This window comes from Arthrobacter sp. TmtSoilC79, from assembly GCF_059739405.1.
The window spans coordinates 4,402,170-4,425,323 of sequence record NZ_AP046051.1; the positions used below are offsets into that span (position 1 = coordinate 4,402,170).

A 23,154-nucleotide genomic window follows, 5' to 3' on the forward strand; every position below is an offset into this window, starting at 1 on the left:
GTGCGGGTGTTGTCAGGACGAGTGCGGCAGTTGTGGCCGGCTGGTCCTGTGGATCGCCGTTACAGCTGCGCCCTGGCCCATGCGGCCGTGGGCTTGGTCGCGGTCCTTCGGGTGGCGGCGTTTGCCGTTGCCGTCCGGCCACTGTTTAGTCTGGTCACCGCCCAGTGCGACGGCGATGGTTGTGGGCTCGGGCATCGGCGCCATTCCCATGGACTCCACCAAGTGGCTTGCAACCTCAGGATTGATGCGCTCAGACTCGTGATTCGCAGTCATGGTTCTTCCTTTCCAGTGTGCCTGTCTTTTCTTGTGTGCCTGTCTTTTCCAGTGCATGTCCGCCAGGTTTACCAGCGGACCTTCTTCTCGGTCTTGGCCTGCTTGCCGCTGGCGGACGTGGGTTTGTGTCCCTTGCCGGTGCTTTGCCAGCCAGCCGGCGCACCGCCTCCGGACTTGCTGGCCAGCATGGCCTTCTGGGCGTCGGTCAGCTTGGATTTGATACCGCCGGAAGCCGGGGTATTGGCTGCGGGCTCCTGTGCCGGGGTCTCGGGGGTGTTGTTTTCGGAAGGGTTGGCAGTCATATGTGGACTCCTTGAAGTGTGAGTCCTGAAGAGACACGTATCCCATGACGTTGCGGTTCTGGAAAGGCATTCGGGAACGGGAACGGCATGGAGGCAGGGCCTCAACAGGCGTGGATTTTTGTCAGGTGAAACTCGGGCAGTGCCGTGAGGCAAAGGCCGGTCTACTCAAAAATCAGTGTTCCCATGCCTCATACCCTAACCAAGAACCGGGAAGTTTGGGAACCCCTTGGCTAGCATGGCCTTCATGACCCGGGGATCCGACGTTGCCGCCACCCTTCGCGCTGCGGGGTGCGTTTTCGCAGAAGACGAAGCTAAGGTGCTCCTCGAGGCCGCCAACCATCCTGACGAGCTCAACCGCCTGGTGGAACAACGGGTCAAGGGGCAGCCCTTGGAACACATCGTCGGTTGGACGGATTTCTGCGGGACGCGCATGGCGGTCCGGCCTGGTGTGTTCGTGCCACGACGCCGCACGGAGTTCCTGGTGCGCAAGGCGGCCAAGCTCGCCAAGCCGGGTGCCGTCGTCGTTGATCTTTGCTGTGGTTCCGGAGCGCTGGGTGCGGCAGTGAGCGATCAGTTGGGGAGCTGTGAGCTGCACGCGGCGGACATCGATCCCGACGCCGTCCATTGCGCGCGCCTGAACATCGAACCCCGTGGTGGGACCGTCCATCACGGGGACTTGTACGCGGCGCTCCCGGCCGAGCTGCGCGGGACAGTGGACGTGCTGCTCGCCAACGCACCGTACGTTCCCACGGAGTCCATCTCAATGATGCCGGCCGAAGCGCGGCTGCACGAGCCTCGGATAGCGCTCGACGGCGGGACTGACGGCCTGGCGGTCCAGCGGCGGGTTGCGCTGGGGGCGGCCGGGTGGCTTGGGCCGGGCGGGGTGTTGTTGATGGAAACCTCGCAGGAGCAGTCGCAGCATACTGCGGGGATCATGGCAGAAGCTGGGTTGCTCCCGGAGGTGGTTTTCGATGAAGGCTTGGACGCCACCTTGGTTCTTGGATCACGCTCGCAGTCGGGTACTAGCGACTGAACAACCCGGGTCGGCCGTTCGCGTGCAATTTGCCTGCCTGAAGCTGCGCACGGATGTCCGTTGGGGGTGTCTCGTGGCCGTTACGCTGGGATCATCAGGCAAGAGCCTGAGGTGCCGTTAAAGAACAAAAGACCCGAGTGCAATCGGGTCTTTGTTCAGCGCGGTGCGCTCATTGGTGCGGTCAGAGGGTCATATCCTCAAATCCGAACACTTTGAGTGTATGGCCCTACGCACGTGGGGCGCAACGTTGTTGTGCTCCTAGACACGTGTAGCCCGTGCCCTGTTCCTCCGGGAGGAGGTGCCGGCATGGAATCCAAACGGAAACGTGAAGAACCATGGGGCGCCTGGAATCTGGCGGTGAACATCATCCGACTAGTCGTTGATGTCGTCCGCCTGTTCTGGCACAACATCCCCTAACCGGGAGCGGTGGCCATCGGTGTAGAGCCGGTGGCCGCCGTCAATATGCCATCGACTCATTGCTCTCACGCAACCGCTCGTCAGCCGCACTCGTGGGCACGACGATCTGCGCGGCTCCTCCCAAACCGTCAGCTTTTAGGCCCGAATCAGCCCCGTTACGTGGGTGTAGCTAAACAATTTGGTAACAACGCGCTCCGGAGGGCAAAAACGGCCAGACATCCGCATGATTGCAGGGCAAGAGCGGGTAATGAGATGCAACACACCTAGGCAATTTGCACCCTCAAAGAGCCCAAAAATCGGATCTCAACTCGGGTTTTCGGCCCAAAACCCGTAAAATTGAAACCCTGCCCAGAGCGGGGCAGCAGAAGTCGCAAGCAAATGACCTCCCTAGGAGAAGCCCAAATGCCCATAGACCAAAGCACGTCCGTCTCTCCGGATGGCGCAAGGAACGCCACCGGAACCCAGGAAACGGCAGCCCCCACGGGCGCCGCAAACGCAGTAAAGAACGCAACGAAGAAAACGAAGCTTCGCCCGAAGCGCCGGCTCAAAGAGTCCGACGTCAACGTGGTGAACAAGCCGATGCTGCGCAAAGCACTCGGCGGCACCATCGTCGGCAACACCATGGAATGGTACGACGTCGGCGTGTTCGGCTACCTCATCACCACCATGGGCCCTGTCTTCCTGCCCGAAGCAGACAAGTCCGTCCAGACACTCTTCCTTCTGGGCACCTTCGCCGCAACCTTCATCGCTCGCCCCCTCGGTGGCATCGTGTTCGGTTGGCTTGGCGACAAGGTGGGACGCCAGAAGGTCCTCGCAGCAACACTGATGCTCATGGCGGCCAGTACCTTCGCCGTCGGCCTCCTTCCCGGCTACGCGCAGATCGGCATCTGGGCCGCCGCACTGCTGGTGATCCTCAAGCTCATCCAGGGTTTCTCCACCGGTGGCGAATACGCCGGTGCCACAACCTTTGTCAGCGAGTACGCCCCGGATAAGCGCCGCGGCTACTTTGCCAGCTTCCTGGATATGGGCAGCTACATCGGCTTTGCACTCGGCGCCGCACTGGTTTCGGTCCTGCAGCTCACGCTCGGACAGGCAGCCATGGAGGAATGGGGTTGGAGGATTCCGTTCCTGATCGCCGGTCCTCTGGGCCTGATTGCCGTGTACTTCCGCAGCAAGATCGAGGAATCCCCCCAGTTCCAGGCAACTCTTGACGCCCAGGAAGCTTCCGCCAAGGATGCGGCCTCACAGGACGCCGCCGTGGCCAAGGGACCCATCGGCATTATCAAGGCGTACTGGCGCCAGATTGTGCTGGCCATGATCCTCGCAGCCGCAGCCAACACCGTTGGTTACGCCCTGACGTCGTACATGCCCACGTACCTCACGGACTCCAAGGGCTATGATCCCGTCCACGGCACCCTGCTGACCATCCCGGTCCTGGTGATCATGGCCGTGTGCATCCCGCTGACCGGTAAGCTCTCGGACCGCATCGGCCGCCGCCCCGTGCTGTGGGTTGGCGCAGGCAGCACCATCGTCTTCTCGGTTCCGGCCTTCATGCTGATCGGCATTGGCGAAATCTGGTCCACCCTGGCCGGGCTCGCACTGATCGCCTTCCCGGTGACGTTCTACATCGCCAACCTGGCCTCTGCCCTGCCGGCACTGTTCCCGACGTCCAGCCGCTATGGCGGAATGGGCATCGCGTACAACTTCTCGGTGGCGATCTTCGGTGGAACCACGCCGTTCATCGTGCAGGGCCTGATCGAGGGAACCGGCGATGACATGATGCCGGCGTACTACCTGATGGCCACGTCCATTGTGGGCGCAATCGCCATCTACTTCCTGCGCGAATCCGCCCAGCGTCCCCTGCCCGGATCCATGCCCAGCGTGGACACCCAGGCCGAGGCACGCGAGCTCGTCGAAACGCAGGACACCAACCCGCTCATCAACCTGGATGAGATGCCGTTCGACGGCCAGCCGATCGATGACGCAGTGTTCGGTAAAGGCAACAAGGACCTGACGCCCGCTTAGGAACTCTTTGCCTGCAACTTCTGCGCAGCGACGCTTACTTTCAAGCGTTTCGGATAGATCGCGGCCATCCCGCCGCCCACCGCAGCCACCAGCCCCAAGGCGCTCTCCTTGAGGTTGGTGGCTGCGGCTGTTAAAGCCCCAACTGGGCCTTCACTGCTGCGCCGATGATCCGCGCACCTTCCGGAAATCCGCCCGGGTTGGGCCCGGCGAAATTGAGCCGGATGTACGGCCCTTCCGGTTCCGCGGGGAACCACTCCGTGCCCGCGGCAATGAGCACCCCGGCCGCCTCGCAGTCCTTGGTGAGGCGATCGACGTCGAACCCGTCCGGCAACCGCAGCCACAGGTTCAAACCGCCCTTGGGCAGGTGGCTGAGGTGGGCCTGCGGAACATGCTCCCGGAGGCTGGTGACCAGGAGGTCGCGGCGTGACTGCAGCTGATGGCTGAGTCCGCGAAGATGCGTCTGCCACCCGGGCTGGGTGACGACGTCGAGCGCTGCCGCTTGAAGCAGCCCGCTGACGTACATCGATTCGGCGGCCTGTGCACCCATGATGCGTTCCCGGGCGGGCCCCCGGGCGATGACGGCGGCGACCCGGATCGATGGCGAAACGCTCTTGGTCAGCGAGCGGATGTAGACCACGTGGCCGGAATCGTCCCTGGCGGCCAGCGGAACCGACGGGGCCGTGATGCCGAAGTCGTGCGCCCAGTCGTCCTCCACAAGGAAAGCTCCGTGGCGTTGGACGATGCGCAGGACTTCCTCACCCCGTTCCGTCGACCATTGCGCGCCCGTGGGGTTGGCGAAGTTGGGCTGTGCGTAGAACAACCGGGCGCCCGATTCCTCGAACGCCCTGTCCAGTTCTTCCGGGTCCGGGCCTTCAGGACCGGACGGAACAGGAATGACGTTGACGCCGGCCTGGCCCGCCGCCAGCAGCGCACCCCAGTAGCTGGGCGACTCCACCAGCAGCGGTTGGCCGTGGCCCACCAGGCCGCGGAAAATCGAGCTGAGTCCGCTTTGGCTGCCGGGAAGAACCACGACGTCGCTGGGCTGGGGCGGCGTGACGCCCACCGGGGTTGAGGTACTGAGTTCCTGCGCGAACCAGGTCTGGAGTTCCGGAAGTCCTTGGGCCGGGGGCCTGGACAGGGCCGCGTCTCCCCTTGCGGCACGAGTGAGGGCGGCGCGGACGAGTCGTTCCGGAAGGAGTTCACGGTCCGGATAGCCGGAGTGGAAGGCGATAACGTCATTGGCGGCGCTACGCATGGCGGCAGAGTTCAGAGGCCGCGCGGTTTGGGCGGCACGCAATGCCGCTGTCTGCCAGCCGTAATCCGAGGGCCTGGCCGTCCGGTACGCCCTCACGAAGGTTCCAACGCCCGGACGACTTTCGATCAGCCCTTGCGCTGTAAGGGTCCGCAGCGCTTTTTGGACGGTGACCGGACTGGCCTGGTACTCGGTCACGAGGTGTCGGGTGGACGGCAGCCTCGCTCCCGGAGCAGCCCCGGCAATCCATTCCTTCAATCGCGAGACGATCCGGGAACTGCTATCGTTATTCATGAGTCACAATAGTAGCGCTACTACAATTTTACGGCCAGTGATATCCACCCGGACTTCGACCGGTATCTGGTGGGGCCTCCTCGGCGTCGTCGCTTTCTCCTTCACGGTGCCCCTCACCCGGGTAGCCGTGGCCGGCATGTCGCCACTGTTCATTGGCGCGGGCCGTGCAGTGGTGGCGGCCCTTCTTGCAGCGCTTGCCCTCGGCCTGACCCGGCAGCGGTTCCCCCGGGGCAGGCAATGGATTCGCCTGGCTGTGGTGGCCGGAGGAATCGTGGCAGGGTTCCCGCTGCTGACCACCTTCGCCTTGACCAGTACGTCCGCCAGCCATGGAGCAGTGGTGATCGCGCTGCTGCCGGCAGCCACGGCGACTGTTGCGGTGATCCGGGGGCGGGAACGTCCGCGGCTGCTCTTTTGGGCCCTCACGGCAGTGGGCGTGGTGGCCGCTGTGGTGTTCGCACTGGTGCAGTCCGGTGGTTTCGGTTCGCTGCACTGGGCCGACCTTCTGTTGCTGGGTGCCGTGGTGGCGGCGGCCATTGGCTACGCGGAAGGCGGGTTGCTGGCCAGGGAACTCGGGGCGTGGCAGACCATCTCCTGGGCTTTGGTGGTGGCTTCACCCGTCATGATCCTCCTGACGGCGCTGTCCCTGGGCTCCGGAATGCCTGGCGCTACTCCCCTCCAGTGGTTGTCCTTCGCGTACCTGGGCGTGGTGAGCATGTTCCTGGGCTTCTTCGCCTGGTACCGCGGGCTGGCCATCGGACCCATGGCCCAAGTCAGCCAGATCCAACTCGTCCAACCCGTCATGACCATCGCGTGGGCCGGCATCCTCCTGGGCGAGCCGATGACGTGGACCACCGTAGTGGGAGGGCTCGCGGTGATCCTCTGCGCCGGTGCCGCCGTACGTGTCAGGCTCAGGAAGTAGAAAGTACCCGCGGCGACCCGGCGAGCGCAGCGGATGTGGAACAGGCGCGGACCTCGTAGACTCGGCGCATGCATGAGGTTGCTTCGGAATCCCCAAGGCCCACAGGGTCCATCCACCATCTTGAAATCTGGGTACCGATCCTTGAACGGGCAAGGGAAGAGTGGGGGTGGCTGCTGGGCGAGCTCGGGTATGTGCCATTTCAAGAGTGGCCCACCGGGTGCAGCTGGAAGCTCGATGGCACTTACGTGGTGGTGGAACAGACCGATGCCATCACAGGGACAGCGCACAGGCGCACCGACCCTGGGTTGAACCACGTTGCCTTCCACGCAGGAACCCGCCAGAACGTGGACAGGATCCGTGCACTCGGCGCCGATGCGGGCTGGTATGAAATGTTCGAGTCCAAATACCCCCACGCCGGAGGACCGGACCACTACGCCGCGTACCTGCTCAACACGGACAGTTACGAGGTAGAGCTGGTGGCGGACTAACGCCTGGCTGATTGCCGTTTTACCGGGGCTTGCCGTTTTACCGGGCCGTTGACGGGTACATCACCTGCGATGGGCAAAGCACAGTGCGGCTTTGTCCGGGTTGCGTCGGAGGAGGTCCAGCATGTCACAGGTACCGGTCCTGGAACGGGCGAAAGCGACCGCTGGGGAGGTGGGCGCGGCCGGCTATGCCGCAATCCTGTGCCTCCTGGTCCTCGGAGCCGCCGGCCTTGTTGGCTTGATGACACACCTGCCGTGGTTGTTCCCGAGCCTGGGACCCACGGTGATGCTGTTTTTCGAGTCGCCGGAACAGAAATCGGCGCGGCCTCTCAATGCCCTGGTGGGTCACGGCGTCGGCCTGTTGGCGGGCGTGGGCTGTTTCTACGCGATGGGCCTCATGAACGCCGCTCCCGCTCCGGTCGGCGGACTCAATCCCCGCTTTGTGATTGCGGGTGCACTCTCCGTGGCCGTCACCACCATGGTGCTGACGGCCATCAAGATGCCCCATCCCCCGGCCGGAGCCACCACCCTGATTGTGAGCCTGGGGATACTTGCCGCACCAGCCCAACTCCTGAGCATGGCCGGCGCCATAGTGCTGGTCACCCTGCTCGGCTGGGCAATCAACATGGCCTTGGGCACCAAGCCGGCCAAAAAATCCAGCTAGTAGTCAGACCCTGGAGCCAGCTAGGCGCCGGGCCCGGAGTTGATCGGCGGAACCGCAGGACGCCACATCGCCACCCGCGGCCAGCGGGTCAGGCCCAACTCAGCTTCGTGCTCCATCAGGTGGGCCAGCTCCTGGCCCCAACTTCCGGCGTCGAGCACTTCAAAACCCAGCCGGCGGTAATACGGGGCATTCCATGGGACGTCGCGGAACGTGCAGAGGGTTTGACGCAGCATTCCGTGCCCCCTGGTCCACACACGCGCCGCATGCAGCAGTTCACGCCCCAATCCCTGGTGGGCATGGTCCGGGTGGACGCTGACCTGCTCCACATGGCCGTTGCCGTCAACAACGTCCGCCAGGAGGTAAGCCACCGGATAGTCGAGTCCGTCCACAAAAACCCAGGCGCGACCCCCTGCAGCATAAGCGTGCAGTTCCTCGACTGTCAGGGGCTCGTCCTCCGCCACGGAGTCCATGCCGAGCGACCGGAAAGCCTGGCCCGCGGCACGCTCGATGTCCTGCATCATCAGAAGATCGTCCGCATGCGCGAGCCTGATCATTGCCGGGAATCCGGACTGGGCGGAGTTGCAGCCGACGGCGCCTGCGCAACCAGGAATTCGTTTCGCTTCCCGATCAGGTTCTCCATGTAACGGGCCAGGACCAGCTTCTCCGCCAGCCTGCCCAAGGGGCCGAACGGTGCAGCGAATTCCACCGTGTCCACCATGAGCGTCCCGTCGCCGTCCGGCCGGAACTCGTGTGTGTGCCGGAGGTACTTGAAAGGGCCTTTCACCTGTTCGTCAGAGAACGATGCCGGCGCCTCCATGCCCGTGATGCGGCTGGTCATACGGAACCGGACTCCGAGGTGCCATGCCTGCCACGTCACCGTTTCGCCTTGGGAGATGAGGCCGCTGGTCACTCCACCGATTGCCTTCTCGCGGCTCTTGGTCATGGACCCCACATGGGCGTCGATGTTGCGGGAGAGATCGAACAGCTCCTGCGGTGACATGGAACTGCGGGTGCGGCATACGAAAGCTACGGGCATATCTCGATCTTCCCAGACGTTGCCCTGTCCGCGCGCCGGAGTCCGCTACGGCTTGTGACCGGGCTAATGGCGGCAGCTGGCAGGATCCTGATAATTTTCAAGGGCAGACCCTAACTGATCGGTGGTGTTTTCCGGTGCCCGCAATCATCACCCATGCCCGCGAATTGCACCGGCTTGGCCCTGCCAACAATGATCGCCTCTCCGCAGTCCGGGTTGCGCTCAGCGTCGCCGTGCCAGGGGTGTTCCTCATCCTCATCGGCCGCCCGGACCTCATGATGTACGCCGTTTTCGGCGCGCTGACCGGCATGTACGGGCGCAACGAGACGCACCAGCTCAGGCTCAAGCATCAAGCGCAGGCGGCCCTGTTCCTGGTGGGTGGGCTGGGCATCGGCGTCGTCCTTTCGGTCAACCACATTCACTCCTGGTGGCTTGTCCTGATAGCTACGGTGTTCGCAGGTGCCGGCTCGCTTTACGCCGATGCTGTCCGGCTCAAGCCCATTGGCCCGTTCTTCGGGATCCTCGCACTGGGCGCTTGCGCTTCGGTGCCAACCAGCGTGCCACCCACGACGGCGGTACTCATCGGGGCCGGGTCCGCCGCCTTTTCACTCGTAGTCGGCTTTGCCGGGTGGTTCCGGTACCGCAAGTGGGAATCCGGTGCGGCCCGCGATGTTCCCGTCCTCCGCGGTCCCCGGCGCCAGGCAGCGTTGGTCCAGGCTGCCTTGGTCCACGCCGCGCGCTACTCGCTCGCCGTCAGTGCGGCCGGGACCATCGGCGTACTGAGCGGAAGCGGGCATCCCCACTGGGCCATGGCTGCCGCGGCCGTGCCTCTTGCCGGAGCCGACCTCCCCAGCCGCGTCCACCGGGGTGTCCACCGCATCGTGGGGACGTTCCTCGGGTTGGCGGTGGTCGCCGTCGTACTTTTCCCCAGTCCGCTATCGCCGCTTCAGTACTTCCCCGGTCAAACCGCTGTGGTGCTGGCCGTACTGGTGGTCCTTTGCCAGTTTCCCACCGAGCTTTTCATGGCCCGGCACTATGGGTGGGCCATGGTGTTCTTTACGCCGGTGATACTGCTGATCGCGCAGCTGGCGGCGCCCATGGATCCTGGCGTGCTGGTGATGGAGCGCGCCATCGAGACCTTTGTTGGGGCGGTAGTCGGGATCGCGGTGGCGGTGCTGGTCCGGGCGCGACGGGTTCCGCAGTAAGGCCCCTCCCCTTCCAGCAGAGCTAGGGCTCCAGCGGTTTGCGGGGTGGGCCGGATGTCAGCTTGGCCGGGAGAACCCGGGCAAAGAAGGTGACCACTTTGTAGCGGCGCGTCGGGATGGAAACGCCCTTGCCGTTGGCATTGTCCTCGAGTCCTTCGCGCACTACACGTTCGGCCGTCAACCAGAGGAAGCGGGGGGCTACCGACTTGTCCATCCCCATGCGGTCATGGAATTCAGTGTGGGTGAAACCGGGGCAGACAGCAGTGACCTGCACCCCGGACTTCGCATACGTGATGTTGGCCCACCTGCTGAAGGTCACCTGCCAGGCCTTGGCCGCCGAATAGGTGCCGCGGTTGGCGAAGGCAGCAACGCTGGCCACGTTGATGATCCTTCCTTTGCCCCGGGCCAACATGACCTCCAACGCTGCGTGGCACAGCTCCATGGGCGTCTGCACATGCAGCCTCAGGTGCCGCCGTTCCTCGTCCAGGTCATTGCGTTCAAAAGACTTCAGAAGACCTATACCTGCGTTGTTGACCAGCACGTCCACGGGCCGGGCGGCATCCCTGAGGCGGTCGGCAACTGCCGAAACCCCGACGCCGGTGGTCAGGTCAGCGGGAAGGACCTCCGCCGAGATACTGAAGTCGCGTTCGAGCTCGGCGGCCTTTTCCTTCAAGCGGTCCTCGTCGCGGGCCACCAGCACCACGTGATGTCCGGCTTCGGCAAGCTGGCGCGCAAATTCAGCACCGAGCCCGGCCGTGGCCCCCGTGATCAAGGCAGTGAGTTCATTGGCTCGTGTCGTCATGCGCCAAGACTAGTAGGGCTGGAGCGAAGAACGCACCGGTTCAGGGATCGGCCCGGTCCAGGAGTTCGTCCAAAAGGGCGGATTCAGGTGCGGCTGCGTGCGCGGTTTCCGGCACGGATGCCTGCGCGGCTTCAGGGGCGGCTGCCCGGGCGGATTGGGGCGCGGCTGCCTGGGCGGATTCGGGCCGGGCTTCATGCGTGGCTGCATGCGCGGCTGCCTGCGCGGCTTCATGCCTGGCTGCGTGCGTGGCCGTTTCCACTTCCTGATCCTTGCGGGTACGTGGCCGGGTCGCCACCACAGCAACAACAATGATGCCCAGCATGGCCAAGGCCCACCAGGGAAAGCCGGGATCGATCGCGGTACTGGGTAGGACTTGCTGGCCATCACCGGTGGTCGGGGGCTCTGTGCGTTCGCCCCGCACCAGCAACCTGTGGCTGTTGACCCCCTTGGGCGTGCACGTAATGAGGGTGACGTAGTCCTTCCCCTCGACCTTCCGGAGCGCATCTGTCTCGTCCGGAAGGACCGTCAGGATCTGGTCCACCTTGTAGTACAGGGTTTCGTCCAGGGTCGAAATGCTGAAGACATCGCCTTTGGCCATCTGGTCTACGTGGTCAAAGAGGGTGGCGTTGACAAAGCCGGAGTGCCCCGTCAGGACACTGTGGGTGCCTTCGCCGCCTACGGGAAGCGCCGAGCCAAACAGGTGCCCGACTCCCTTGGAGAGCGCGTCCTCGTCGGTGCCGTGAAAAATCGGCAGGTCCGCATGGATGGAGGGAATGCTGATCCGGCCCATCATGCCGCCGGGTCCCACTGCGAGCATCTTCTTGTAGGCCTCGGACCCGGCACCGATGACAGTCTGTTCCCCCTTTTCATTGAGGGAGTAGGGATCGCGGAGGGGCCCTGCCGGGAGGCGGTCGTTGAAGGTGCGGGCCTCGTCCAGGAGCGCCTGCTGCTGGGAGGGATTGAGGTTCTCCACCGAGTCCACGTAGCCGCTGATTTCCGTGGCATGGACCCGGTCAGAGAACCAGGCGGCAGCGGTCGGATACAGGAGCACCCCCACACCGATCACAGCAGCAAGGACTATGAACAGCCGCTGTTTGCTCCAATGGTGGGGAAGGTTGCGGATACGGGCTGGGAGTTGTGGCATCTGAATCCTGGGCAGATAACGGTACATGCAGGAACCAAAGTGGGGGAAAACGCAGTTCATGCGTCTTCCCCCACCCTGTTGTTACCAGGAGCACGGCTTTGGCCGGCCCCAGGTGTTAGCTGTTGGTTGTCCTGCGTGTGCGGACGAACAGCAGGCTGGCACCGGCGACCAGGAGGAGGCCGGCTCCGTACAGCAGACCGGTTCCAACGCCACCGGTCAGCGGCAGCTCGAAGCCGCCGTTGGACGGTACGTTCTTGACCTCGAGGTCGATGCCCACCGCAGTGGTTGCGGCATCCACCAGGAAGGAGACCGGCTCTGCCAACAGCTCGTAGCCGGAGGGAGCGGTGGTTTCCACGAGGTAGTACGTGCGGTAGTCAGCCGAGCCGGGAGCAACAGCTGCGCCGTTGGCCCAACCCGAGTAACGCAGGCCGGAAATGGTCAGCGTGCCATCAGCAGCAACGGTGAAGGTGCTCGTGCCGTTGAGGGTGATGGGGTTGGTTCCGGCCAGGGCGTCAGCCTCGGTGGCGTACACCGAGAAGGAAGCACCAGCAAGTGCAGCACCGGTCTCGTTGACCTTCTGGAGGGTGATCTCGCCCCACTTGGTGACTACGGGAGGGGTGACGATCGGGCCGCCGGGCTGGCCCGGAGCGGTGGTGAAGCTGCCCAGGTTCGGGTAGATCAAGGCTTCGTTTTCGATCTCGCCAATGGTGTTGACGGTGGTGTTCACAACCAGCTGGACGCGGGTGTCGTTGTGTGCTGCAAGCACTGCCAGGCCGGCCGGCGTGAAGACTGCCGAAACAGTGTTCGTGGCGGCATCGAAGTTCACCGTGTAGTCGGTGCCCTTGGTGATGACCGTGCCATCAACCAGCGTTGCCGTGGCATCGACGTAGCTCAGCTTGGTATCGAGCTGATCAACAATCTTGTAGCCGTCGATGACTGCGTCGTTGGGGATGTCACCGGTGATCGTGTAGTCGATCTGGTCGCCCAGCTTGATGTCAGGAGCATCGGTGACAGTCTTCTCTGCACCCGTGACGGAGTTCTTGGGGTACACGTGGACGTCGTAAAGCCAGTTGTCCTTGTTGTCCGGGTCCGTCAACGGAACGGAAACCAGGAACGGTGCCGAAGGCGTGACGCCGGACGGGTACGCCGTTTCCGAGACCAGGTACAGGCCAACAGGGAGGTTTCCGAAAGCAGCAGTGCCGGCAGCGTCGGTGGTGTCCGTCTGCGCGGATCCAAGCGTGAAGCCTGCCCCGGAAATGGAACCTGCCGGGTCGCTTGCCGAGAAGACGCTGCTCAGGTTGTGTGCAGCTTCCCATCCGGCGTTGCTGGACAGGTCGATGGTGTTGACCTGCTGGATGGTGAATTCGATGCCTGCCAGCGGGTTAAGGCCGGTGGTATCAACCACGGTGCCGTTGTTGGGCAAGCCGGTGGGGGTGTCCGGACGTTCAAACTTGTGAACGGTGATGGACCCCGTCTGGTCACCGTCAACAAGGGGAGCGGCCGATGCCGGAGCCATGGAGAACGACATTGCCAGCACCGCCCCCGTAATGGTGGCGGCGGCGGTCTTCAAAAGCCGCCGTGAGCTGTGATTACTCACTTCTGTCCTCTTTCTTAGTGGTGGTGCGGTGTTCGGAGGTGAACATTTTTGGCATGCGTTTCCCCGGAAGCGGTGTCACGCATGGTGCCTTAGGTGGCCGGTTGGTCTTTCCTGCGGCGGAGGTTTCCGGAAGCCAGGACGGCGGCTGCGAGCAGCGTGGCGGAGCCTGCCAAGGCAAATGGCCAATAGCCGATGCCTCCGGTTTCGGGCATCTGCAGGGCCGGTACGTCCCGCACGCTGACCAGGAAGATCCCGTCACCGTCCTGGTCCGCGCTGGTGACCACACCGGAGCCGCTGCCTTGGCCCAGGGTGACAACGCCATCCGCTGCCACCGTGAACCTGACGGCCTCGGCCAACAGGTTGAAGCCGGCAGGGGCCTTGGTCTCTTCCAGCCAATAGGTGCCCGGCTTGATGCCTTCCACCTGGAACTGGCCTGTCTGTCCCGGGATGGCCGTCACCGTGTAGGCGGCGTTGGTTCCGGGCATACCCGCAGCGTCAGTCTTGAGCACCCAGGACGAACCGTTCATGGCAACCCAGGAGGAGTCCGAGGACTCGCCCAGCTTCTCAATCAGGAACTTGGCGGTTACGCGATGGGTGGTGATGCATTCCGGCGCAATCGGCGTCACGCCTGTTGCACACCGGGATGGAGGGACGCTGCCACTGCCGGTCACCGTATTGATCAATTCCTCGCTCCAGGCATCAGCCTTGACCACTACTGAGTAGCTCAGCGTTGCGGTGGCGCCCGCCGGGAGGGTGAAGGCCGCCGTCGTCAGGGTGGTTGAACCGTTGGCCGGATTCGCTACGGGAGTGGCCGCTGCCGTGCCGATCTTCAGCGTGGCTGATCCGGCAACGAAGGTTGCCTGGTCCAGGACGTTCGCCAGGTTGTCTGTGAGGACTACCCCGGTGATCTGTCCGCTGGTACTGGTGGCGGTCACGGTGTAGACGATTGTCTGCCCCGCGCTCACCAACGGATTAGTGACGCCGCCAACGGTGGCACCCTTGCTGATGACCCATGCCGGCGGCGCAGTAACCTGCGCCTTGCTGGTGGCCGTTACCGGGACGCCGACGGGAGGGGTTCCCGTAACCTTCGCGGTGTTGGTCAACAGACCAGACGTGACGTCGGCCTGCGTCACCACATATGTTGCGGTTGCCGTGACTGACTGGCCGGCAAGGAGGGTTCCGGCAATTCCGGGCCAGGTGTAGGTCAAGGAGGACATGGTTCCGGTACCGGAGAACTGTGTCTCAGTGATGACCACTCCGGTCAGCGTCACGTTGCCCGTGTTGGTGGCAACGAAGGTGTAGGTTGCCGTCTGGCCTGCCACCAAGGTGGTCTTGTCCACGGACTTGACCAAGGAAATCGCCGGCGCCGGAGCGGGGGCGATGGTAAAGACGTAGTCTTCCACTTCACCCGAGTTCGATGCACCGATCGGCGACTGGATCTGTGTGGCCGTGTAGCCGATGCGGAACCTGGCGTACGTTGTGCCTGCGGTCATGCCGCCGGGAATGGTGGCCCACGTCAGGGTTGCGGAAGTGGCTCCGGCTGCAAAGGTTGCGCAGGCCCGTTCGGCGGGGTTGTCGAAAATCGCGTCCTTGTCGAAGTCGATCCATCCACAGGTTGTGCCTGCTTTGCCGGCTCCGCTGATTGCCACAGTGGTGGAGTAACTCGTTGCGCCCAAGGTCATGGGGGTGAGCACCACCCCGTTGTCCTGATCCAAGGCAGCGGTGGCACTGGCATTGGGGGAAACGGTGCCGTTGGCCACCTGTGCGTTGTCTTCGGTCACAGAGGGTCCCAGAGTGACGTCGGAAAGGACGGCAGATGCGGCGTTGTTTTGGTCGTAGCTCGTGGGGGCGTCGCCAAAGTCCTGGGGCACGGTAAGAGTCATCACGTAGTTGTCTTCGCTGTGCAGCGAAGATTGGGGGTCGTTGTCCGAGTACCCCGGGAGGGCCGATGTGGTCCTGGTGAAGACGGCGGAGACATTGAAGGTCAGGGTGGACACGAGGCCGTTGATCCGGACGGATCCACAGGCAGCAGTCGCTCCCGCATCCGGCGGTTGCGGCGTTGAGGATTGGACCACGGTGTTGCACCGCGCGGATGTGCTGTCGTTCACGGCAGTGATGGTGTTACCTGACACTGAAAGGTTTCCGCCTGACAGCTTGGTCATGGTCAGCCCGGTGGTTGCGAGCCCAAGCACGGCGTGCAGTTGGGAGATACGGTCAATGCTGCCGTTGAGCCCCTCATCCCAGGCGGAGTTGCCGCCCAACCCTGCGAGGTTCAGCACGGGGTTCCGGACTGGCTGGCTGAAGTTGATGGTGATGCTGCCCAGTCCGGAGCACGGACCAGTGGTGGCGCAGTTGTTGACAGCATCGGTGGAGAATTCCACGGTCGGCAGGGTCCCAACGAGCCCTTGGTTGTAGTCGCTGGGCACGAAGCCTCGACTGCCCAGGGTCGATCCACCAAAGACGTCAGTCAGTCCGGATGCGGAATAGGTCGTAGTAAGCCCGGATCCGGGCATGGTGGTTGTGGCAATGCCATTGGAAATGACGGGGGCCGCGGTGGGCACCTGATATGCCTGGGCCGCCGTCCCGGGGCCAAAGACCCCGAATGACAGCGTCCCAAGTAACACCATGAGCACGGCGAAGAATGCCATTGCTTTCCCAAGGGGAGACTTCAAGGGAGATTCCTTCCAGAACTCGGAGTCATCCACGTCACTGGCAGCCCCCGTTTATTGATCGAACGCCGACGAATGACACAGCTGAATGTGTGTGCAAATCGTGTGCCGCTGCCTTCAGGCAGGCGGCTTCGATCGTCAAGTACCGCAAGGCCGAAAAACGTGTCACAGTTTCTGGAATTTTTTGAGAGTCGACTTCCGGAACCTCAAAAAGTGCTGCCTGGAGTCCCCCATATGGCCGGCGGAAAGCGTTAGGATGGCCTGATTGAAACGATGCAAAGGATGGCTATGGTCAACGATGCCCCCTCCCCGCAGGACGCACTTCTCCTCAACAACAACGGCGCCTGGTGCTGGTTCCAGGATGAACGCGCACTGATAGACCCCGCCAACAACACCCTGTTGCTTGGTTCAGTGGCCTCGCCGGACGGCCCCGGGGGTGCGCGGAGGGGCGGAAACATCGAAATTGCGGTGCTCGATCTTGCTACCGGGCAAAGCCGGGTCCACGTGCTCCATGAACAGCTGGAGGCCGATGACCATAATGCCCCTGCGCTCCTGATCCGGCCGGATGGGCGCTATGTGGCGATGTATGCCAAACATAAAACGGACAACTACTCGCGCTGGCGGGTTTCGGTCCGGCCCCACGACGCCTCAGAGTGGGAGCCGGAGCAGCAGTTCGACTGGACAGAACTGGCGCAGGGCCGTGGTGCCACATATTCCAACCTGCATTTCCTGAGCATGGAGGGCAGGGTTTACAACTTTGTCCGCGCCATCAACGACGACCCCACCATGATGGTTTCCGAGGACAACGGCAGCTCGTGGAGTTACGGCGGCAAGCTCTTCACACGGCCAAAGATCGGTTACGTCAACGGATACACCCGCTATGCCGGGAACGGTGCGGACAGGATCGACCTCATCACCACGGACCACCATCCGCGCGATTTCAACAACAGCATCTATCACGGCTATCTCCAGAACGACGCCCTTCACGACGCCTCGGGAACTGTGGTCAGCAAACCGGTGATCGGATCCGAAGGCATCAACCAGACGGCATTGACCACCGTTTTCGAGGCCGGAACAACGCTCGACGGCGATGTCCTCACCCACGGTTGGACTACTGACCTGCGCCGCCAAGGCAAGGAACTGGCTGCAATCGTCACTTGCCGGGCCAACGACGTCAACGGGCCGCTGCAGCGGGAGCAAATGCTCGACGTCGACGATCACCGCCTGCTGTACGCCCGCTTTGACGGGGCGCGCTGGAAGCTGCACCCCCTCGCCGTCGCCGGTCCCGGCCTGCTGCCGCACGAGCAGGACTACACAGGTCTGGGTGCTGTGGATCCCAATGACCTGAACCGCGTCTACATCTCCACACCCACGGATCCGCGGACGGGCGAAACCACGGAGCACTATGAAATCTATCGGGGCGTCACGGCGGATTCAGGTGCCAGTTGGACATGGGAAGCCATCACTGAGGGATCCGCAGCGGACAATCTCCGCCCCATGGTGGTCCCGGGCGATGAGTCCGTACACGCCGTGTGCTGGTTCCGTGGGTCCATGAAGTCCTCGCAGAGCTACTCCACGGAGATCGTGGCGCTCACTTCATCGCCGAGGGGTTAGCTCTCGACCCTTTCAACCTCCTGAAAGTGCCGAGAGCTAACCCCTCGCGGGGATTCCTAGGCGAACTTGGCCAAGGGGTTGGCCAAGCGTCCGGCCATCTGGAGCCCGCCGGAGGGGTCCGAAATGTCCAGCATCTGCTGGTTGTTCCTCAGCTGGAGGCGGTTGAGGCAGGAGAGCTCGAAGTCCGGCGCAAAAAGATCATGCATGGCGAACTGGTCCGCAAGTTCCGGGTGGCGTTGCTGGTATTCCCGCAGCACGGCGGCCGCGGTACCCCAGAACTCGTCCTCGCGCAGCGTCCCGTCCTCCACAAGGATCGCGCCCAGGAACCGGAAGATGCAGTCGAACACGTCGGTAAAAATGGCCAGGACCATTTCCTCGGCAGGGATCTCAGCCTTGATGCGGGAGACTTCCTCGGGAAGTTCCAGCCGGTCCCCCATCACCACGATTTCCTCGGCGATGTCCTTCATGATCGCCCGGACGGGGACGCCGTCTTCGAGGATCAGGATGACGTTTTCGCCGTGCGGCATGAACGCGAGCTCGTACTCATAGAGGCAATGGACAAGGGGCACGAGGTAGGCCTCAAAGTAGCGGCGAAGCCACTCGGTGGGAGCCAGGCCGGATCGCTGAATGAGCGCAGACACCACGGAGTTTCCGGCAGCATCCACGTGCAGCAACGACGCCATGGTCGCCAGCTGCTGCCCGTCTTTGAGCAACGGCAGCGGACTTTCCCTCCACAGGGCTGAGAGCATCTTCCGGTAGGGCGAACCCTTGGCCGAAGCAGCCTCGTAGTAGTGGTTGTGGTACCCGATGGCTGCAGTCTCACGGATCATGGCCAGGCCCCGGTCCTGGAGCTCTTGGTCACTGCCGATCAGTTCCTGCAGCCAGTCATTGATGGCCGGAGTGGCCTTCATGTACTGCGGGGACAGTCCACGCATGAAGCCCATGTTCAACACGGACATAGCCGTCTTGACGTAGGCCTTTTCCGGGTAGTCGGTGTTGAAGAACGTCCGGATGGACTGCTGTGCCTGGTACGCGTCTTCGCCCGTGCCAAGGTTCACGATGTGGCGCTGGGCGATTTCTGCCGCGAACGTCACCGTGAGCTTGTTGTCCCACTGCCAGGGGTGCACAGGCATGAGGAGGTAGTCCTCGGGGTCCAGGCCGGAGGCTGACAATTCGGCGTTGTACCAGGCGAGGGTTGCCGGACCCAGTTCGGCCTCGAAGTGCGTCCGGTAATCCAGCCCTGCGCTGGAGGTGAATACGGCCTTGCTGCGGTGCACGGCGATCCACTGCAGCTTCACAGTTGCCCCGGTTTCCGGTGCGAACGCATGGTAATCCGCGATCCCGAATCCCAGCCGGCCGTTGTTGGCCACGAAGCACGGATGGCCCTCTGTCATGCTGTGCTCGATGGCCTGGAAGTCCGCGGCCCGGTCAGCACCACCGGTGACACCGGCAGCCAATTCTGCCGAGCCGAAGGGCTTGCCCTGCTTGTAGGCGTGGCTGGCCAGCGTGCTGCTGATTTCCTCCAGGTACACGGGCAGCATTTCCTGGCGGATGGCCAGGGCCTCATGGAATTCGGCAATGAAGTCCAGTGCATCCACCGGAAGCTCTACGGCGTCCCGCAACCGAACGATGGATTCCGCGGGGACTGACCAGTGCTCGAGTTCCAGGATCCGTGCGCGAAAACGGTACTCCGTTGCGTCGTCATCGCTCACTACCTTGTACAGCCCGACGCCGGCGCCCTCCTGCCGGATCAGCTCAGGGACCAGGATGCGCTCGTGCGAGAACTCCGCGATCGCCTTGCGGACCAGGTGCCGGTTGGCGATGGCCCAGCGCTCCGGGGTCAGGTGGGACACAGGCGCGGCTGCCTGGTTCAGGGTCTCTTCGGTGGTGCCGGCGGTGGTGGTCACAGGGATTCTCCTCTGGTCGCCGCGGCGGGCGCGGCCAGAATCGGGGTCAGGGCAGCAAGGAAATCCTCGCGGGTGCAGAAGCTCAGGAGCCCCTGCTTATGGTCTTCGGCAGGATCGACGGCGGGAAGCGTCACCACGCCGTGTGGGCGGAAGCCCACCTTTTCGTTCAGGACGTGGATCTTGTCGTTCCGGGCGTCAGGCTCGACGACGACCCGCTGGGTTGCGGGGTCGGCGAACAGTTCCGCCATAACGGACTGCATGACGGCAGTGGTGAAACCGGGCCGGGGTTCGCCACTGGGCGGTGACACCAGCAGATGCATTCCCACGTCACCGGGCTGGACCTCGTAAACGTCCGCCAATGGCGAGGAACCGGGCCGGTACCGCTCCATCAGGAAGGTGGGAACGCCGTCGTCGAGCCCCAGGAACGCTTGGTGATGATCGGACCCGGCAATCCTTGAGTACTCCTCCACAACGTCCTGCTCACTGGCCGAGACCATGCCCCAGAACCGTGCGTATTCTTGGCTGACCCAGCTGTGGAGGACAGGTGCGTCAGCTACCGGGTCAACGGGGCGGAATGTGAAGTTCATACGGAGGCCCCCGCGGTTTCGGGCAGGCCGGCAGGTTCTGCGGGAGTGGACGGAGCCGGCGCCCCAAACTGTTGGAACGCGATGCTGCGCTCGATCGGGTAGACCTCGCGGCCGGTGATTTCGCGCAGGATGCACGAGTTGCGGTAGGCCGCCATGCCGAGGTCCGGAGTGACGAAGCCATGGGTGTGCAACTCTGCGTTCTGGACGAAGATTTCGCCGGGTTCGACGCCGGTCCCGTAGTTGCGCTCGACGTCGAAGCGACCCTTGGCGTCACGGCGGATCCGGTCCTGGATGCCGGACAGGAAGGCTGGCTCCTTGTAGGTGTAACCGGTAGCCAGGACTACGGCCTCGGACTCAAGGCTGTAATCGCGGCCGTGTTCTTCGTGGCGCAGCTGAAGAGTGTGGGTTCCCGTGGCCGGGTCCCACTCTGCTGCGGTCAGCGAGGAGTGCGTGTGCAACTGGGTGTCCACCATGCCGGAGAGGCTCTTGGTGTAGAGGAGGTCATAGATGTCATCGATCAGGTCCGAGTTGATGCCCTTGTACAGGTTCTTCTGGCTCTTGATCAGCGAATCGCGTTGCTCGCCCGGGAGTGAGTGGAAGTAGTCCACGTACTCCGGCGACGTCATCTCAAGGGTGAGCTTGGTGTACTCCAAGGGGAAGAAGCGGCCGGAGCGGGTGACCCAGTTGAGCTGGTAGCCGTACACGTCAATTTCCTGAAGCAACTCGTAGTACAGCTCGGCCGCACTCTGTCCGCTGCCCACGATCGTGATGCTTCGCTTGGACTGCAGCTCGCTCTTCCTCGACAGGTAGTCGGCGTTGTGGAGGACAAGTCCGCCGGCTTCCACTATTCCTGCGCAGGAATCCGGGACGTACGGCGAGGTGCCGGTACCAAGGACCAGTTTCCGGGCGCGAAGCACCTCAGCGCCGCCCGGGCCCTGCACCGAAAGCCGGTACACGCCGTCGTCGTACGTTACATCCAGCACATCCGTGCTAAAACGAACGGATTCAAGCTGTCCGGCCACCCACTGGCAGTACTGGTTGTACTCGGCGCGCAGCGGGTAGAAGTTCTCGCGGATATAGAAGCGGTACAGGCGGCCGGTCTGCTTGAGGAAGTTCAGGAAGGAGAACGGCGACGTCGGATCGGCGAGCGTGACGAGGTCCGCCATGAACGGAACCTGCAGATGGGCCGGCTCCAGCATCATGCCGGGGTGCCAGTCGAAGGACTCGCGGCGGTCCAGGAACACGCAGTCGAGGTTCTCAACCGGCTCGCTCAAGGCGGCCAGGCCCAGGTTGAAAGGTCCGACGCCGATTCCCGCGACGTCGTAGATGGTCTCTTGGGTGCTCACGCTGCGGCCTCCATGGTGTTCGCCAGCAGGGCGTTGCCCGTTCGGCGGATAAGTTCGATGATTTCCTGGATGTCCCCCAGGCTTGCCTCGGCGTTCAGGAGGGTGAATTTCAGGTAATGGCGGCCAGCGACCTTGGTGCCGGCCACGACGGCCTCGCCCGAAGCGAAGATCGCAGCACGAATGGCCGGGTTGAGGGTGTCTGCAGCGTCCTCGTCGAGCGGGGCACCGTTCACGGCAGGGCGGTAGCGGAACACCAGGGTGCTCAGCTGCGGTGCGGCGGCCAGTTCGAATTCCGCGTCATCGGCCAGCAGCGTTCCCACCCGGGCGGTGAGGTCGATTGCCTCATCGAACAGCGCACCGATGGCGTCGGCGCCCATGATGCGGAGGGTCAGCCACAGCTTCAGGGCATCGAAGCGGCGGGTGGTCTGGATGCTCTTGTCCACTTGGTTGGGGATCTCGGCCTTGGCCGCGCTTTCCGGGTTCAAGTAGTCGGCGTAGTAGGTGACGTGACCCATCATGGAACCGTTGCGGACCAGGACTGCGCTGGAGCTGACGGGCTGGAAGAAGGTCTTGTGGAAGTCCACGGTGACGGAGTCCGCAAGGTGGATTCCGTCCAGGAGGTGGCGGTGGCGGCCGGAAACGATCAGCCCTCCACCGTAGGCGCCGTCCACGTGCAACCAGGAATCGTAGGCGCGGACCAAGGCGGCCATTTCGGACAGCGGGTCAACCGAACCGAAGTCCGTGGTTCCGGCAGTGGCCACGACCGCCATCGGGGCCAGACCGGCGTCGTGCGCTTCCGCCAAAGCAGCCGCAAGGGCGGTGGGATCCATGCGGTGGTCATCGGTGGTGGGTACGGCGATGACTGCGTCGAAGCCCAGCCCCAGCATGGATGCTGACTTCTGGATGCTGAAGTGGCTGTCCACGGAGGTGAAGATCCGGAGCCTGTCCAGCAGCAGCGGCAGGCGGGCGTCCCCATTGGCTGCCCGCAGCTTGGCGACGGCATGATTGCGGGCGATCAGCAGCGCCTGGAAGTTGGACTGGCTGCCGCCGGACGTGAACACTCCGTCAGCGTCGTCCGTGAAGCCAATTCGCTCCGCGGTCCAGTCAATGAGGCGACGCTCGATCATGGTGGCGCCGGCGCTCTGGTCCCACGTATCCATGGAGGAGTTGACGGCAGAGAGGACGGCCTCCCCCACCAATGCGGGTATGACCACAGGGCAATTCAGGTGCGCCGCGTAGCGGGAATCATGGAAGTAGACAGCGTCCTTGAGGTAGAGCTCATCGAGCTCCTCCAGCGCTGCCGCAGTGTCCGGGAGCGGCTGTTCCAGATCGACGGCGCCAACCTTGGCTTTCAGCTCAGCATGCCCGACCCCGGTGAACGGCCGCGCGGTCCTCTGGACTTTGGTGGAGACAGCGTTGACTCCCTGCAGAACCTGCGCGACGTAACTGGGCGAATTTCGGGCGTTGAACAGCTGGTTGGTGGCAGCGAGGGCCAGCTCCACTTTGGAGCCAAAATCCTGCTCCTGAGCGATCCGCTCTTCGACACTGGGTGACGTCACGTCAGCTTCCTTCCATTGCGTTGGGGC

General features: G+C 63.4%; 20 protein-coding genes. 7 read left to right on the forward strand and 13 right to left on the reverse strand.

All coding sequences use genetic code 11. The features are described 5' to 3' along the window. Positions 1-12 precede the first annotated feature (12 nt). Both AC6JA3_RS20210 and AC6JA3_RS20215 read right to left on the reverse strand, forming a co-directional pair. Positions 13-273 carry a hypothetical protein gene (locus tag AC6JA3_RS20210; RefSeq protein ID WP_026547384.1) on the reverse strand — a complete coding sequence of 87 codons (261 nt, stop codon included), beginning with the start codon at positions 271-273 and terminating at the stop codon, positions 13-15. A gap of 68 nt (positions 274-341) precedes the next feature. Then, positions 342-575, reverse strand: coding sequence for a hypothetical protein (locus AC6JA3_RS20215; RefSeq protein WP_497920555.1), 234 nt, complete (start codon positions 573-575; stop codon positions 342-344). 244 nt (positions 576-819) lie between these two features. Here AC6JA3_RS20215 and AC6JA3_RS20220 point away from each other — a divergent pair, with 244 nt between their 5' ends. Beyond that, complete coding sequence (locus tag AC6JA3_RS20220) at positions 820-1,608, forward strand: putative protein N(5)-glutamine methyltransferase (protein WP_497920556.1); 789 nt, start codon at positions 820-822, stop codon at positions 1,606-1,608. Between the two features lie 819 nt (positions 1,609-2,427). Next, positions 2,428-4,050, forward strand: coding sequence for an MFS transporter (locus AC6JA3_RS20225; protein ID WP_497920557.1), 1,623 nt, complete (start codon positions 2,428-2,430; stop codon positions 4,048-4,050). 130 nt (positions 4,051-4,180) lie between these two features. On the opposite strand, the gene AC6JA3_RS20230 is transcribed toward AC6JA3_RS20225, so the two are convergent. Then, positions 4,181-5,596, reverse strand: coding sequence for an aminotransferase-like domain-containing protein (locus AC6JA3_RS20230; RefSeq protein WP_347782119.1), 1,416 nt, complete (start codon positions 5,594-5,596; stop codon positions 4,181-4,183). Between AC6JA3_RS20230 and AC6JA3_RS20235 the strand changes: the two genes are divergently transcribed. The 3 genes from AC6JA3_RS20235 (at position 5,595) to AC6JA3_RS20245 (ending at position 7,664) form a co-directional block, all read left to right on the forward strand. Further along, on the forward strand, positions 5,595-6,515 hold the full coding sequence (locus AC6JA3_RS20235) for a DMT family transporter (RefSeq protein WP_347782120.1): 921 nt from the start codon (positions 5,595-5,597) through the stop codon (positions 6,513-6,515). The genes AC6JA3_RS20230 and AC6JA3_RS20235 overlap by 2 nt on opposite strands. Positions 6,516-6,583: 68 nt before the next feature. After that, positions 6,584-7,003: a VOC family protein gene (locus AC6JA3_RS20240; RefSeq protein ID WP_347782121.1), complete on the forward strand. Its 420-nt coding sequence runs from the start codon at positions 6,584-6,586 to the stop codon at positions 7,001-7,003. A 121-nt stretch (positions 7,004-7,124) separates the two neighbouring features. Further along, positions 7,125-7,664: an HPP family protein gene (locus AC6JA3_RS20245; protein WP_091552589.1), complete on the forward strand. Its 540-nt coding sequence runs from the start codon at positions 7,125-7,127 to the stop codon at positions 7,662-7,664. 20 nt (positions 7,665-7,684) lie between these two features. Here the strand turns inward: AC6JA3_RS20245 and AC6JA3_RS20250 are convergent, their stop codons facing one another. Then, the gene (locus tag AC6JA3_RS20250; RefSeq protein ID WP_347782122.1) at positions 7,685-8,185 is read right to left on the reverse strand and encodes a GNAT family N-acetyltransferase; all 501 of its coding nucleotides are present in this window, start codon (positions 8,183-8,185) and stop codon (positions 7,685-7,687) included. Between the two features lie 29 nt (positions 8,186-8,214). Further along, the gene (locus AC6JA3_RS20255) at positions 8,215-8,700 is read right to left on the reverse strand and encodes an SRPBCC family protein (RefSeq protein WP_347782123.1); all 486 of its coding nucleotides are present in this window, start codon (positions 8,698-8,700) and stop codon (positions 8,215-8,217) included. 134 nt (positions 8,701-8,834) lie between these two features. On the opposite strand from AC6JA3_RS20255, the gene AC6JA3_RS20260 reads away from it, so the two are divergent. Then, complete coding sequence (locus tag AC6JA3_RS20260) at positions 8,835-9,902, forward strand: FUSC family protein (protein ID WP_347782124.1); 1,068 nt, start codon at positions 8,835-8,837, stop codon at positions 9,900-9,902. A gap of 22 nt (positions 9,903-9,924) precedes the next feature. Here AC6JA3_RS20260 and AC6JA3_RS20265 read toward each other — a convergent pair whose 3' ends face one another. From AC6JA3_RS20265 to AC6JA3_RS20280, 4 genes are all read right to left on the reverse strand, one after another. Further along, positions 9,925-10,704, reverse strand: coding sequence for an SDR family NAD(P)-dependent oxidoreductase (locus AC6JA3_RS20265; RefSeq protein ID WP_026541754.1), 780 nt, complete (start codon positions 10,702-10,704; stop codon positions 9,925-9,927). Positions 10,705-10,744: 40 nt separating this feature from the next. Further along, positions 10,745-11,848, reverse strand: a complete 1,104-nt coding sequence (locus tag AC6JA3_RS20270) for a class C sortase (RefSeq protein WP_347782125.1) — start codon at positions 11,846-11,848, stop codon at positions 10,745-10,747. 115 nt (positions 11,849-11,963) lie between these two features. Next, positions 11,964-13,445 (reverse strand): SpaH/EbpB family LPXTG-anchored major pilin, encoded by a 1,482-nt coding sequence (locus tag AC6JA3_RS20275; protein WP_026547374.1) that lies wholly within the window; start codon positions 13,443-13,445, stop codon positions 11,964-11,966. A gap of 89 nt (positions 13,446-13,534) precedes the next feature. Then, complete coding sequence (locus AC6JA3_RS20280) at positions 13,535-16,117, reverse strand: CLIPPER-2 domain-containing protein (protein WP_245232892.1); 2,583 nt, start codon at positions 16,115-16,117, stop codon at positions 13,535-13,537. Positions 16,118-16,402: 285 nt separating this feature from the next. On the opposite strand from AC6JA3_RS20280, the gene AC6JA3_RS20285 reads away from it, so the two are divergent. Further along, positions 16,403-17,728 carry a BNR-4 repeat-containing protein gene (locus tag AC6JA3_RS20285; RefSeq protein ID WP_347782127.1) on the forward strand — a complete coding sequence of 442 codons (1,326 nt, stop codon included), beginning with the start codon at positions 16,403-16,405 and terminating at the stop codon, positions 17,726-17,728. 56 nt (positions 17,729-17,784) lie between these two features. Here AC6JA3_RS20285 and AC6JA3_RS20290 read toward each other — a convergent pair whose 3' ends face one another. The 4 genes from AC6JA3_RS20290 to AC6JA3_RS20305 are packed head-to-tail and all read right to left on the reverse strand — an operon-like array spanning position 17,785 to position 23,127. Beyond that, entirely contained in the window at positions 17,785-19,635 is a 1,851-nt protein-coding gene (locus AC6JA3_RS20290; RefSeq protein ID WP_238324918.1) for an IucA/IucC family protein, read from the reverse strand. Continuing rightward, on the reverse strand, positions 19,632-20,222 hold the full coding sequence (locus AC6JA3_RS20295; protein WP_026541750.1) for a GNAT family N-acetyltransferase: 591 nt from the start codon (positions 20,220-20,222) through the stop codon (positions 19,632-19,634). Before AC6JA3_RS20295 ends, AC6JA3_RS20290 begins: the two co-directional genes overlap by 4 nt. Then, positions 20,219-21,568 carry a lysine N(6)-hydroxylase/L-ornithine N(5)-oxygenase family protein gene (locus tag AC6JA3_RS20300; protein WP_347782128.1) on the reverse strand — a complete coding sequence of 450 codons (1,350 nt, stop codon included), beginning with the start codon at positions 21,566-21,568 and terminating at the stop codon, positions 20,219-20,221. Before AC6JA3_RS20300 ends, AC6JA3_RS20295 begins: the two co-directional genes overlap by 4 nt. Further along, positions 21,565-23,127 carry a pyridoxal phosphate-dependent decarboxylase family protein gene (locus AC6JA3_RS20305; RefSeq protein ID WP_347782129.1) on the reverse strand — a complete coding sequence of 521 codons (1,563 nt, stop codon included), beginning with the start codon at positions 23,125-23,127 and terminating at the stop codon, positions 21,565-21,567. The genes AC6JA3_RS20300 and AC6JA3_RS20305 overlap by 4 nt, the downstream gene beginning before the upstream one ends. Between the last annotated feature and the right edge of the window lie 27 nt (positions 23,128-23,154).